The organism is Pseudomonas sp. LRF_L74, assembly GCF_965644255.1.
In the GTDB taxonomy this organism is placed as follows: domain Bacteria; phylum Pseudomonadota; class Gammaproteobacteria; order Pseudomonadales; family Pseudomonadaceae; genus Aquipseudomonas.
This window is the reverse complement of the sequence record NZ_CBFFRH010000006.1, coordinates 349,496-362,056: the sequence shown is the minus strand read 5'-3', so window position 1 is coordinate 362,056 and position 12,561 is coordinate 349,496. Positions and strand designations below refer to the sequence as shown.

The 12,561-nt window shown below is 63.9% G+C and carries 11 protein-coding genes and 1 pseudogene; 10 read left to right on the top strand and 2 right to left on the bottom strand.

Annotated elements, in window-relative coordinates; genetic code table 11:
- Positions 1-6: 6 nt before the first annotated feature.
- Together ACSZPK_RS17430 and lnt are read left to right on the top strand one after the other, a co-directional pair.
- Positions 7-846 carry an HlyC/CorC family transporter gene (locus ACSZPK_RS17430; protein ID WP_437882735.1) on the top strand — a complete coding sequence of 280 codons (840 nt, stop codon included), beginning with the start codon at positions 7-9 and terminating at the stop codon, positions 844-846.
- A 43-nt stretch (positions 847-889) separates the two neighbouring features.
- The gene (gene lnt / locus ACSZPK_RS17425) at positions 890-2,407 is read left to right on the top strand and encodes an apolipoprotein N-acyltransferase (RefSeq protein WP_437882734.1); all 1,518 of its coding nucleotides are present in this window, start codon (positions 890-892) and stop codon (positions 2,405-2,407) included.
- Positions 2,408-2,417: 10 nt separating this feature from the next.
- Here lnt and ACSZPK_RS17420 read toward each other — a convergent pair whose 3' ends face one another.
- Together ACSZPK_RS17420 and ACSZPK_RS17415 are read right to left on the bottom strand one after the other, a co-directional pair.
- Positions 2,418-3,179: a YdcF family protein gene (locus tag ACSZPK_RS17420; protein WP_437882733.1), complete on the bottom strand. Its 762-nt coding sequence runs from the start codon at positions 3,177-3,179 to the stop codon at positions 2,418-2,420.
- Positions 3,180-3,249: 70 nt separating this feature from the next.
- Positions 3,250-3,678, bottom strand: a complete 429-nt coding sequence (locus ACSZPK_RS17415; protein WP_437882732.1) for a hypothetical protein — start codon at positions 3,676-3,678, stop codon at positions 3,250-3,252.
- A 236-nt stretch (positions 3,679-3,914) separates the two neighbouring features.
- On the opposite strand from ACSZPK_RS17415, the gene leuS reads away from it, so the two are divergent.
- From leuS to lipA, 8 genes and pseudogenes are all read left to right on the top strand, one after another.
- Positions 3,915-6,530, top strand: coding sequence for a leucine--tRNA ligase (gene leuS / locus ACSZPK_RS17410; RefSeq protein ID WP_437882731.1), 2,616 nt, complete (start codon positions 3,915-3,917; stop codon positions 6,528-6,530).
- 48 nt (positions 6,531-6,578) lie between these two features.
- Complete coding sequence (lptE, locus tag ACSZPK_RS17405) at positions 6,579-7,190, top strand: LPS assembly lipoprotein LptE (RefSeq protein ID WP_437882730.1); 612 nt, start codon at positions 6,579-6,581, stop codon at positions 7,188-7,190.
- A gap of 39 nt (positions 7,191-7,229) precedes the next feature.
- Positions 7,230-8,264, top strand: coding sequence for a DNA polymerase III subunit delta (gene holA / locus ACSZPK_RS17400; RefSeq protein WP_437882729.1), 1,035 nt, complete (start codon positions 7,230-7,232; stop codon positions 8,262-8,264).
- Positions 8,265-8,324: 60 nt separating this feature from the next.
- Positions 8,325-8,480: an alternative ribosome rescue factor ArfA gene (arfA, locus tag ACSZPK_RS17395; protein WP_437882728.1), complete on the top strand. Its 156-nt coding sequence runs from the start codon at positions 8,325-8,327 to the stop codon at positions 8,478-8,480.
- Positions 8,481-8,534: 54 nt separating this feature from the next.
- A complete protein-coding gene (locus tag ACSZPK_RS17390) occupies positions 8,535-9,797 on the top strand; it encodes a lytic murein transglycosylase (RefSeq protein ID WP_437882727.1) in 1,263 nt (420 codons plus the stop codon).
- A gap of 225 nt (positions 9,798-10,022) precedes the next feature.
- Positions 10,023-10,793: pseudogene (locus tag ACSZPK_RS17385) on the top strand (PAS domain-containing protein); the annotation flags it as partial.
- Positions 10,779-11,339 (top strand): methyl-accepting chemotaxis protein, encoded by a 561-nt coding sequence (locus tag ACSZPK_RS17380; RefSeq protein WP_437882876.1) that lies wholly within the window; start codon positions 10,779-10,781, stop codon positions 11,337-11,339. The pseudogene ACSZPK_RS17385 and the gene ACSZPK_RS17380, both read left to right, overlap by 15 nt.
- 126 nt (positions 11,340-11,465) lie before the next feature.
- A complete protein-coding gene (lipA, locus tag ACSZPK_RS17375) occupies positions 11,466-12,518 on the top strand; it encodes a lipoyl synthase (protein ID WP_437882726.1) in 1,053 nt (350 codons plus the stop codon).
- The last annotated feature ends 43 nt before the right edge of the window (positions 12,519-12,561 follow it).

Below are 12,561 nucleotides of genomic sequence, written 5' to 3'. Positions count from 1 at the left end.
CCCATCATGAGTGAAGATCGATCGAGCAACGAGCAGAAGTCCTGGCTGGGCAAACTGACCCAGGCTTTTGCTCATGAGCCGAGAAACCGCCAGGAACTGCTGGAAGTCCTGCGCGAAGCACACCAGAACAAGCTGCTCGACAGCGAGGCGCTGACCATCGTCGAAGGCGCGATCCAGGTCGCCGACCTGCAGGTTCGCGACATCATGGTCCCGCGTTCGCAGATGATCAGCATCCGCTCGACCCAGAGCCCGCAGGAGTTCCTTCCCGCCATCGTCGAGGCCGCCCACTCGCGCTACCCGGTGATTGGCGAAAGCGTCGACGACGTGATCGGCATCCTTCTGGCCAAGGATCTTTTGCCGCTGATCCTGAACAACGGCGACAAGCCGTTCAACATCAAGGAAATGCTCCACCCGGCCACCTTCGTCCCCGAATCCAAGCGCCTCAACGTGCTGCTGCGTGAATTCCGCGCCAATCACAACCACATGGCCGTGGTCATCGACGAATACGGCGGCGTGGCCGGCCTGGTGACCATCGAAGACGTGCTGGAGCAGATCGTCGGCGATATCGAGGACGAGCACGACGTCGAGGAAGACAGCTACATCAAGCCGTTGCCCAGCGGCGACTTCCTGGTCAAGGCCCTGACCCCTATCGAGAACTTCAACGAGTCGTTTTCCACCGAGTTCCCCGATGACGAGTTCGATACCGTCGGCGGCCTGGTGATGAGCGCCTTCGGCCATCTGCCCAAGCGCAATGAGGTCACCGAGATCGGCGAATACCGCTTCCGCGTGCTCAACGCCGACAGCCGCCGCGTCCACCTGCTGCGCCTGACCCCCCTGAATCGCTGACCCCCTCGCCCTCCCGCCGGGAGGGCCTCCCCAAGGAGTTCCGATGCGCTGGATCACCCGCCCCGGCTGGACCGGCAACCTGCTGGCCCTGGTAGCCGGCGCCATCACCACCCCGGCGCTCGCCCCACTCGATCTCTGGCCACTGGCGATCCTGTCCATCGCCCTGCTCTACCTGGGCCTACGCGAACTCACGGCGAAGCAGGCACTGCTGCGTGGCTGGCTCTATGGCCTCGGCCTGTTCCTCAGCGGCACCAGCTGGGTCTACGTCAGCATCCACGACTACGGCGCGGCCTCGCTGCCCTTGGCCGGCCTGCTCACGGTCGGTTTCTGTGGCGGGCTCGGCTTGCTGTTCATGCTCAGCAGTTGGGTGTGGGTACGGTTTCTGCGTCGCGACCACTCGCCGCTTGCGGATGCCCTGGCCTTCGCCGCCCTGTGGGTGGCCCAGGAAGGTTTCCGCGCCTGGTTCCTCACCGGTTTTCCCTGGCTTTACGCGGGCTACAGCCAACTGGATGCCCCGCTGGCCGGGCTGGCGCCGGTTGGCGGTGTATGGCTGATATCCCTGAGCCTGGCCTTGACCGCAGCCCTGCTGGTCAATCTGCCGCGCCTGCTGGCGAACAAGGCGCAACTGATCGCGGGCTTGATCCTGCTGATCGCGCCCTGGATCGCGGGCCTGGCCCTCAAGGATCACGCCTGGACCAGCAGCAAGGGCGAACCGCTGTCGGTCGCCGCCATGCAGGGCAACGTCGAGCAGAACCTGAAGTGGGACCCCAAGGCCCTGGAAGCCCAACTGGCGCTGTACCGCGACATGACCCTGGCAGCCAGGCGCACCGACCTGATCGTCTGGCCGGAAACCGCAGTCCCCGTGTTGCAGGAATACGTCGGCGGTTACCTGCAAGTGATGAACCGCGTCGCCACGGACCGCCAGGCCGCGCTGATCACCGGCGTGCCGCTGCGCCAGGCCAACGAGCGCGGCGAGCGGCGCTACTACAACGCCCTGACCGTGCTCGGCGAGGGCGAAGGCACCTACCTCAAGCAGAAACTGGTGCCGTTCGGTGAATACGTGCCGTTGCAGGACGTGCTGCGCGGCCTGATCGAATTCTTCGACCTGCCGATGTCCGACTTCGCCCGCGGCCCGGCCGAGCAACCGCTGCTCCAGGCCAAGGGGCTGCGGATCGCACCGTTCATCTGCTACGAGGCGGTCTACCCGGAATTCGCCGCCAGCCTGGCCGCCCGCAGCGACCTGCTGCTGACGGTGAGCAACGACACCTGGTTCGGCACCTCCTTCGGCCCCCTGCAACACCTGCAGATGGCGCAGATGCGCGCCCTGGAGGCCGGGCGCTGGATGATTCGCGCGACCAACAACGGCGTCACCGCGCTGATCGACCCGCAGGGCCGGATCAGCGCCACCATCCCGCAGTTCCAACAGGCCACCCTGTACGGCGAAGTGCAGGCGATGGAAGGCCTGACGCCCTACCTGCGCTGGCGTGCCTGGCCAGTGGCGATCAGCGCCGCACTGCTGATCGGCGTGGCGCTCTGGCAGCGCCGCAGAGAACGAGGCTGAGTACGCGCTTTTATCGGTAAAGCAATGGATACACCGCCAAACCGATCACCTCATTGAGCAGGCGGGTGCTCTGCCACAGCGCCTGCCCCTCGGGCAGCCAGCCATTCAGCGGACGGTCATTGGCAACGCCGAGAAAGCCCAGCGGCGCCGAGATCACGTGCAGACCCGCCTGCTCGAAACACCATCGCGCTCGCGGCATATGGGAAGCCTGAGTGACGACGACCACACGCGAGATGCCCTCGGCCTTGAGCATCCGCGCGCTGTATAGGGCGTTCTCCCAGGTCGTGCGACTTTCTTCTTCACGCCAACGCGTTTCGACGCCGAAATCCCGTTGCAGCGAATCGGCCATCAGCCCCGCCTCGCTTGGCGGGCGTCCATAGTGCAGCCCTCCGGAGATCAGCAGCGGCAACCCCGATGCGCGATGCAAGCGGGCGGCATAACGCATCCGCTCAAGCGCGGTGAAACTTGGCTGGTCGCTCCCCCAGGCCGGATCGGCCTGCTCACGCCCGGAACCGAGCACGACGATCACATCCGCCCGCTGCCCCAGCCCTGCCCACTGTGCCTCAGGCAACGCCGGCTCGCTCTCCACCCAGCGCGATGCCTGCTCGAGCGCTATCGGCAAACTCATCGTCCACAACCCGGCAAGGCCCGCAATCAGGCAGGCCAGGGCCCAGCGCGGATAACGCTTGCGCATGAACCAGGCGAACAGGATCAGCAAGAGGAGGCCGCCAGGCGGCAGCAACAGTTGTTTGACGAAGAAACGCAGTTCCACGGCGGCCTCCTGCCGGTTGGGGGAGGCGCAGTTTATCGGCTGGGAGGTGGCAGTGTCTTCGCGCCGGCGCTCAGTGCTTCACCGGCCCGCAGCGAAACAGCCTCGACCCACAGGCTTCGCAAGGTGGCACACTGCGCCCGCGCGGCCAGCGAATAAGCGCGCCGCACAAGGCGCAACGCAGTGGCCGTCCACAACTGAAAGCCTTGGGCGGCAATGCCCGCAGGCCCGAGCGCACGCGACCTTTGCCACCCCCTGCGCGCTCGATGAACTCCACTTCTTCCGCGGCGGCATGCCAGCCGCGCAACCAGCTCAGGTCATGCTCCAGATACGCCTGGATCAACGCCATTTCCGCACTGGAGAGCCCGCGCAGCTTGAGGTCCGTCGGGGCACCCTCGTGCAGCAGTGCCGCTGCGTCTGCCTCCTCCAGGGCAAATGCCAGTCGATGTAACAATCGTTCATACAGCCCGCCCTGCATTTCGCTCTGTCGCCTTTCAGCCATCAAACACCTCGATCAGGTGCCCGACTACGCACCCGTAGCCTCAAGCTTAGTCGTGCAAGCCTCGCCAGCCGGGGCTTACGACGGACGGAGCACGGTTGGCAACGGTCTTGTGTGCCGGCCTCTGGCGTCGGGCTTGCACGCGCCAGCCATGCAGATAACCGTTTCCCTCGGCCGCAACCGCTCATGTATGCTACGGCGTTTCTCGAAACACCCTCATTTCTCAGCGCCCGAAGCCCATGCACGAACAGTATCAGCCCCGCGAAATCGAAGCCGCCGCCCAATCCCTGTGGGACTCGCAGAATGCCTTCGCCGTCAGCGAAGAGCCCGGCAAGGACACCTTCTATTGCCTATCGATGTTCCCCTACCCGAGCGGCAAGCTGCACATGGGCCACGTGCGCAACTACACCATCGGCGACGTGATCGCGCGCTACCAGCGCATGCTCGGCAAGAACGTCCTGCAGCCGATGGGCTGGGACGCCTTCGGCATGCCGGCGGAAAACGCCGCGATGAAGAACAAGGTCGCGCCCGCCAAGTGGACCTACGAGAACATCGCCTACATGAAGTCCCAGCTGAAAAGCCTGGGCTTAGGCCTGGACTGGTCGCGTGAAGTCACCACCTGCAAGCCGGACTACTACCGCTGGGAACAGTGGCTGTTCACCCGGCTGTTCGAAAAAGGCGTGATCTACCGTAAGAACGGCACGGTCAACTGGGACCCGGTCGACCAGACCGTCCTGGCCAACGAGCAGGTCATCGACGGCCGTGGCTGGCGCAGTGGCGCGCTGATCGAGAAGCGCGAAATCCCGATGTACTACTTCCGCATCACCGCCTACGCGGAAGAGCTGCTGAGCTCCCTCGACGAGCTGCCGGGCTGGCCCGAGCAGGTCAAGACCATGCAGCGCAACTGGATCGGCAAGAGCTACGGCGCCGATATCGTGTTCGACTACGACCAGCCCAGCGTCGGCGAATTCGGCCAGTTGAAGGTCTACTCGACCCGTCCCGATACCCTGATGGGCGCCACCTACGTCGCCGTCGCCGCCGAGCACCCGCTGGCCCAGCGCGCCGCCGAGAGCAACGCCGAGGTCGCCGCGTTCATCGCCGAATGCAAGTCCGGCTCCGTGGCCGAGGCCGACATGGCCACCATGGAGAAGAAGGGCCTGGCCACCGGCCAGTTCGTCATCCACCCGCTGACCGGCGACAAGCTGCCGGTATTCGTCGCCAACTACGTGCTGTGGGGCTACGGCGAAGGCGCGGTGATGGCGGTTCCGGCCCATGACGAGCGCGACTTCGAGTTCGCCAACAAGTACGGCCTGCCCATTGTGCAGGTCTATGCCGGCAGCGCCGAACAGAACTACGACGCCAGCCAGTGGCAAGCCTGGTACGGCGACAAGGCCGGCCTGACCACCATCAACTCAGGCAAATACGACGGCAAGGACTTCAGCGCCGCCTTCGACGCCATCGTCGCCGACCTGGAAGCCACCGAGCACGGCAGCCGCAAGACCCAGTTCCGCCTGCGCGACTGGGGTATCAGCCGCCAGCGCTACTGGGGCTGCCCGATCCCGATCATCCATTGCGACGCCTGTGGCGACGTGCCGGTGCCGGAAGAACAGTTGCCGGTCGTCCTGCCGGAGGACGTGGTGCCGGACGGCGCCGGTTCGCCGCTGGCGAAGATGCCCGAGTTCTACGACTGCGCCTGCCCGAAATGTGGCAGCCCGGCCAAGCGCGAAACCGACACCATGGACACTTTCGTCGAGTCGTCCTGGTACTTCGCCCGCTACGCCAGCCCGCACTACGACCAGGGCATGGTCGACCCGAAAGCCGCCAACCACTGGCTGCCGGTCGATCAGTACATCGGCGGTATCGAACACGCGATCCTGCACCTGCTCTACGCGCGCTTCTTCCACAAGCTGATGCGCGACGAAGGCCTGGTCAGCTCCAACGAGCCGTTCAAGAACCTGCTGACCCAGGGCATGGTGGTCGCCGAGACCTACTACCGCACCCTGGATAATGGCGGCAAGGACTGGTTCAACCCGGCCGACGTGGAAGTCGAGCGTGACGCCAAGGCCAAGGTCATTGGCGCCAAGCTGAAGGCCGACGGCCTGCCGGTGGAAATCGGCGGCACCGAGAAGATGTCCAAGTCGAAGAACAACGGCGTCGACCCGCAAGCCATGATCGATGCCTACGGCGCCGACACCTGCCGCCTGTTCATGATGTTCGCCTCGCCGCCCGACATGAGCTGCGAATGGTCCGACGCCGGCATCGAAGGCGCCAACCGCTTCCTGCGCCGAGTCTGGCGCCTGGCCCACGGCCACGTCAGCGCTGGCGCGACGGGCACGCTGGACACCGCCAGCCTGAACGACGAGCAGAAAGCCGTGCGCCGCGCCATTCACCTGGCGATCAAACAGGCGAGCAACGATATCGGCCTGCACCACAAGTTCAACACCGCCATCGCCCAGGTGATGACCCTGATGAACGTGCTGGAAAAAGCCGCCAGCACCAGCGAACAGGACCGCGCCCTGCTGCAGGAAGGACTGGAAACGGTGACCCTGCTGCTGGCGCCGATCACACCGCACATCGGCCACGCCCTGTGGCAGGCCCTGGGCAAGACCGACAGTGTGATCGATGCGAGCTGGCCACAGGTCGACGAGTCGGCCCTGGTACAGGACAACCTGACCCTGGTGATCCAGGTCAACGGCAAGCTGCGCGGCCAGATCGACGTGCCAGCCAGCGCCAGCCGCGAAGAAATCGAGGCCAGCGCTCGTGCCAACGAGAACGTCCAGCGCTTCACCGAAGGCCTGCAGATTCGCAAGGTCATCGTGGTGCCGGGCAAGCTGGTCAATATCGTCGCCAACTGAATCAAGCGCCGCCTGCCTCCGGCAGGCGGCCACTTCGAGGGGAAGTAAATGATGAAACGGAATCTGCTGGTAATCGGCCTGGCCACCCTGCTCGGCGCCTGTGGTTTTCATCTGCGCGGCACTGGCGAGCATTCGTTCGCAATCAAGGAAATCGACCTGCAAGCGCGCGACAGCTATGGCGAAACCGTCAAGCAACTGCGCACCGTCCTGGAAGACAATGATGTGCGCGTTCACAACGGCGCGCCCTACCGCCTGGATCTGGTCAAGGAAACGGAACAGCAGCGCGCGGCCAGTTCTACCAGCAGCACGCGTTCCGCCGAGTACGAACTGACCAATAAGCTCGACTACGAAATCCATGGCGAAAAGAACCTGCTGCTGCTCAAGGACCAGATCGAAGCCCAGACCGTCTTCGTGCATGACGCCAACAACCTGAACGGTTCCGATGCCGAGTCCGTGCAACTGCGCCAGGAACTGCGCCGCGATCTGGTCCAGCAACTGAGCCTGCGCCTGCAACGCCTGACACCGGCACAACTGGAGCAATTGCAGCAGGAAGCGGAAGCCAAGGTCCAGGCCGAGGCAGAAGCCGCCGCCGCTGCCCGTCGCGCCGAACAGCAATCTGCACCGCTGCAGTCGCCGATCCAGTTCCCGCCAGCTCGCTGATGCTCATGGGGCCACGGTAGTGGTCCCATTCTGCCGCCCATGAAACTCAACCCCGCCCAACTCGCCAAGCACCTGCAAAGCGGGCTTGCCCCGGTCTACGTGATCAGCGGGGACGAGCCGTTGCTGTGCCAGGAAGCGACCGATGCCATCCGCAGCGCGGCCCGCAATCAGGGTTTTAGCGAGCGCGAAGTATTCCACGCAGAGTCCAACTTCGACTGGGGCTTGCTCTATGAAGCCGGTGCCAGCCTTTCTCTATTCGCCGAAAAGCGCATCATCGAGTTGCGCATCGCCAATGGCAAACCGGGCGACAAGGGCACCGCTGCCATCCTCGAGTACCTGCAACGGCCGCCTGAGGACACCCTGCTGCTGATCAGCCTGCCCAAGCTCGATGGCAGCACGCAGAAAACCAAGTGGGCCAAGGCCCTGATCGACGGCACGGCCAGCCAGTTCCTGCAAGTCTGGCCGGTCGAGGCCAACCAGCTACCCCAGTGGATTCGCCAGCGTCTGGCCGACAGCGGCATGACTGCAACCCAGGAAGCCCTGGAACTGATCGCGACCCGGGTCGAGGGCAACCTGCTGGCCGCGGCCCAGGAAATCGAGAAACTCAAGCTGCTCGCAGAAGGCAACCAGATCGACGCGGCAACCGTCCAGGCCGCCGTTGCGGACAGTGCCCGCTACGATGTGTTCGGCCTGATCGAAGCCGTTCTCAACGGTGAGTCCAGCCATGCCCTGCGCATGCTCGAAGGTCTGCGCGGCGAGGGCCAGGAAGCACTGTTCATCGTCGCCATGCTCGCCCGCGAGCTGCGTCAGCTGGCGAGCATCGCCCAGCAGTACAGCCAGGGCGTGCCGCTGGAAAAAGCCTTCAGTTCGGCCCGCCCGCCCATCTGGGACAAGCGCCGGCCGCTGGTCAGCAAGGCCTTGCAGCGCCACACGGCGGCCCGCTGGCAGCAGCTGTTGATCGACACCCAGCGCATCGACGCCCAGGTCAAGGGCCAGGAGCCGGGCGATCCCTGGACCAGCCTGGCACGTCTGGTCCTGACGATATCAGGCGTGCGCATCAACCTTGGCACCTGAACATGGACATTCGCGGCGCCTCGGCGCATTATCCGCGCCCTGCAAGCCGAGGGCATTACCATGAGCAAGAGCACGTCCCGGCCTAACAAGGCCAAGTCCCTGATCGCACAGCCACTTTTCCGTTGCCGCAAAGAAAAGGCGAAGAAAGGCAAAGGCAGCTACCGTCGTGAAGCCTCCCAGCAAAACTGGGAGGCTTCTTACTTTATAGCGGCCTGAAAAGCTTCTGGCATGCTAAGGTTTCGGTCTGTTTCGCCAACCGAGAGACCCCTGATGTTTTGCCCTCGCCTGTGCAGCCTGCTCATCAGCACCATTGCCCTCAGCGCATGCGCCGAAACACCCAATACCTCTACCCCTGCAGCGCCCACCGGCGCCTCGATCAGCCAGCCAGCGCTGGCCGAGCAACCCACCGCTGCCGCCATCAGCTTCGAGTCATGGCGCGACGCATTCCGCGTCAAGGCCCTGAATGCCGGGGTACAAGCCACCCGTTTCGACCAGGCCTTCGCCGGTATCCAACCCGATGCTGCCGTCATCGATGCCGACCGCAGCCAGCCGGAGTTCACTCGTCCGGTCTGGGAATACCTCGACGGGGCCCTGTCCGCCATTCGCGTACGCAAGGGCCAGGCACTGCTCATCAGCAACAAGGCCACCCTGGATGCCATCGAGCAGCGCTACGGCGTGGACCGCCAGGCGCTGGTTGCGGTCTGGGGCATGGAAAGCAGCTTCGGCCAGTTCATCGGCGACAAGTCGGTGATCCGCTCCCTGGCCACGCTGGCCTACGAAGGGCGTCGCCCGCAGTTCGCCGAGGATCAACTGATCGCCGCACTGCTGATCATCCAGCACGGCGATATCCAGCCGCAGCGCATGCTCGGTTCCTGGGCCGGGGCCATGGGCCAGACCCAGTTCATCCCGACCACCTACAACAGCCACGCCGTCGACTTCGATGGCGACGGGCGGCGCGACATCTGGAACTCCAGCGCAGATGCGCTGGCATCGACCGCTCACTACCTGCAAGCCTCGGGCTGGCAACGCGGACAGCCGTGGGGCTACGAAGTGGCGCTGCCCAGCGGCTTCGACTACGCCCAGGCCGATCCCGAGATTCGCAAACCGCTGCACGAGTGGACTGAACTCGGCGTGAAAGTGCCGCCAGTGGCCGTACGCAGCGACGACCGCGCCTCCCTGTTGCTGCCTGCCGGGCATCGCGGACCGGCCTTCCTGGTGTTCGGCAATTTCCGGGCGATCCTCAAATACAACAACTCGTCGTCTTACGCCCTTGCCGTCGGCCTGCTGTCCCAACGCTTCGACGGCAAGGGGCAGATCCTTGGCGCCTGGCCGCGCGACGACAAACCGCTGAGCCGCAGCGAACGCATCGAAATGCAGGATCATCTGTTACGCCTCGGCTACGCCCCCGGCGCCTCGGACAGCATCATCGGCGCCAACACACGCAAGGCCATCCGTGCCTTCCAGCAGCACCAGGGTTGGCCGGCAGATGGCTATCCGACCCACGAATTGCTCGCACGGCTCAGGACCTCCTGAGCCTGGGCTCATCGCAGCGCTATAGCCGGGGACCGGACCAAGCCTATCGTCCAGCTCCGGCATCCCTTTCGGTTTTGCAACCGGCGTAAAAATTTTTATCGCGCTAAGCCAGCGACGCAACGGCTTCTATCTAATATTTGAGCTATTAGTCTGTATTCAGGAAATCCCTGTGCCGCCGACAAACTGGAGAGGCAACGGACGTTAGCCCATCTACAGGATGCGATCATGTTCAACAGACACCTGAAGCAAGAGCTGGCAAGACTGCGTGAAGAACTGGCCATGAGCCAGCAAATCAAAGAAAGCATCTACAGCGACATGCTGGTGCTGGAGCTCGACGCGGCAGGACACATACTGTTCGCCAATGACAATTTCCTCGGTGAACTCGGCTATCGCCGCGAAGCGCTGCTCGGGCGCGCCCTCGATGAGTTCATTCCCGACTCCTTCCGCAAGGAACCCAACTACCAGCGCCTGCAGTCCTCGCTCAGGAGCGGCGAGCACATGAGCGGCGCCTACCGCATGTTGCGCGGCGACGGTCGCGAGGCCTGGCTGCGCGCCATCATCCAGCCCCTGAGAGACGCGTCCGGCAAACTCAAGGGCTTCACCGTCTGTGGCAACGACCTGACCCGCACCATCGAAACCTCCAAGGAACACGAAGGCCTGATCGCCGCGCTGCTGCGCTCCACTGCGGTAATCGAGTTCAACCTTACCGGCGAAGTGCTGAACGCCAATGCCCGTTTTCTGGAGAGCATGGGTTACCGCCTGGAGCAGATCAAAGGCAAGCACCACCGCCTGTTCTGCGACCCTGAAGAATACAACTCAGCGGAATACCGCGAGTTCTGGGGCAAGCTCAACAGTGGCGAATTCGTCGCGGGCCGCTTCAAGCGCATCGACGCCCACGGTCGCCCGGTCTGGCTGGAAGCCTCCTATAACCCGGTGCTCGACACCCACAACCGGCTGTACAAGGTAGTCAAGTTCGCCACCGTGATCACCGACCAGGTGAATCAGGAAATCGCTGTCGCGGAAGCGGCCAATATCGCCTACAGCATCTCCCAGCACACCGACGAAAGCGCACACAAGGGCGCTTCCGTGGTGCGCCAGACAGTGAACGTCATGCACCAGATCGCGACCCAGGTACAGGAAGCCACCGACGGTATCGAAGCCCTGGACAAGCAATCGCTGCTGATCAGTTCGATCATGAAGACCATCAGCGGTATCGCCGACCAGACCAACCTGCTGGCCCTCAACGCGGCCATCGAAGCGGCTCGCGCTGGCGATCAGGGGCGAGGTTTCGCCGTGGTTGCCGATGAGGTCCGCCAATTGGCCGGTCGCACGACCAAGGCGACCCATGAAATTGTCGAGGTCGTGCAGAAGAACCAGGCACTGGCTCAGGCGGCGGTTGGCAGTATGTCCAGCAGTCGCCAGCAGGCCGAACAGGGCCTGCAACTGGCCAATGAGGCCGGATCGGTAATCGTCGAGATCCAGGACGGCGCCCAGCAAGTGGTCAAGGCCGTCGAGCAGTTCGCCAGCCAGCTCAAGACCTGACGACACGAGCACTCGAAAAGCGCTGGTGGCTGACGACAGCGCTTTTTCGTCTGCTTGTCCGGGTGTGGTAAACTGCGCACCGGCCAAAAGCCCCGCCACCGAAGCCCCTACCGGAGCCGAGTTTCGATGTCCGACACAGTCTCGCCCAAGCCCGTATCCAGCGGCGAAAAATTCCGTACGCCCCAAGGCATCACCGCGATCAAGGACGGCCAGAAGCGCCGTGCCTCCGCCGAACCCCAGGTCTTCGAACCCAAGCCGAGCTGGCTGCGGGTCAAGGCCCCGAGCGGCAGTCGCTTCGATGCGGTCAAGCGCAATGTCGGCGAGCATCGACTCAGCACCGTCTGCCAGGAATCCCACTGCCCGAACATGGGCGAATGCTGGTCCAACGGTACCGCCACCATCATGTTGATGGGCTCGGTCTGCACCCGGGCCTGCCGTTTCTGCGCGGTCGACACCGGCAACCCGAATGGCTGGCTGGACCTGGAAGAACCGCAGAATACCGCCAAGTCGGTGGAACTGATGGCGCTGCGCTACATCGTGCTGACCTCGGTGGATCGCGATGACCTGCCCGATGGCGGTGCCGCCCACTATGCCGCCTGCGTACAGGCGATCAAGGCCAATACGCCACAGGTGGTGGTTGAAGCGCTCACACCGGACTTCGACGGCGAGCATGAAGCCATCGCCCGCGTGGTCGACTCAGGCCTGGAGGTGTTCGCGCAGAACGTCGAGACGGTCAAGCGCCTGACCCATGTCGTACGCGACCCACGTGCCGGCTATGAAAAAACCCTGAAGGTGCTCGAACACGCCAAGCGCCATCGCCCCTCGATCATCACCAAGACCAGCCTGATGCTCGGCCTGGGCGAGACTGACGAGGAAATCCTCGAGACCATGGACGACCTGCGCGCCATCGGCGTCGATATCCTCACCCTCGGCCAATACCTGCAACCCACCCGCAACCACCTGCCGGTGAAGCGCTGGGTCAGCCCCGAGGAATTCAACCGTTTCCGCGACATCGGCCTGGAAAAAGGCTTCATGGAAGTCGCCGCCGGCCCGCTGGTTCGCTCCAGCTACCGTGCCGACCGGGTGTTCGAGAAGAACAACCTGGGCCTGGCCGCACCGGTTCCGGTTCCTGGCCAGCAGCAGGACAGCAGCCTGATTCCCGCTCTCAACCTGAACTGAAGCAGGTCATCAGATACGCCCGCGGGTATAGGCCCTTGTAGGG

Bases quoted from the DNA above. Each gene is read 5' to 3' on its own strand.
- ACSZPK_RS17390 (WP_437882727.1), top strand. From the start codon at position 8,535: ATGTTTTGCCCTCGCCTGTGCAGCCTGCTCATCAGCACCATTGCCCTC.
- lipA (WP_437882726.1), top strand. From the start codon at position 11,466: ATGTCCGACACAGTCTCGCCCAAGCCCGTATCCAGCGGCGAAAAATTC.
- ACSZPK_RS17430 (WP_437882735.1), top strand. From the start codon at position 7: ATGAGTGAAGATCGATCGAGCAACGAGCAGAAGTCCTGGCTGGGCAAA.
- arfA (WP_437882728.1), top strand. From the start codon at position 8,325: ATGAGCAAGAGCACGTCCCGGCCTAACAAGGCCAAGTCCCTGATCGCA.
- lptE (WP_437882730.1), top strand. From the start codon at position 6,579: ATGATGAAACGGAATCTGCTGGTAATCGGCCTGGCCACCCTGCTCGGC.
- lnt (WP_437882734.1), top strand. From the start codon at position 890: ATGCGCTGGATCACCCGCCCCGGCTGGACCGGCAACCTGCTGGCCCTG.
- ACSZPK_RS17415 (WP_437882732.1), bottom strand. From the start codon at position 3,678: ATGGCTGAAAGGCGACAGAGCGAAATGCAGGGCGGGCTGTATGAACGA.
- leuS (WP_437882731.1), top strand. From the start codon at position 3,915: ATGCACGAACAGTATCAGCCCCGCGAAATCGAAGCCGCCGCCCAATCC.
- holA (WP_437882729.1), top strand. From the start codon at position 7,230: ATGAAACTCAACCCCGCCCAACTCGCCAAGCACCTGCAAAGCGGGCTT.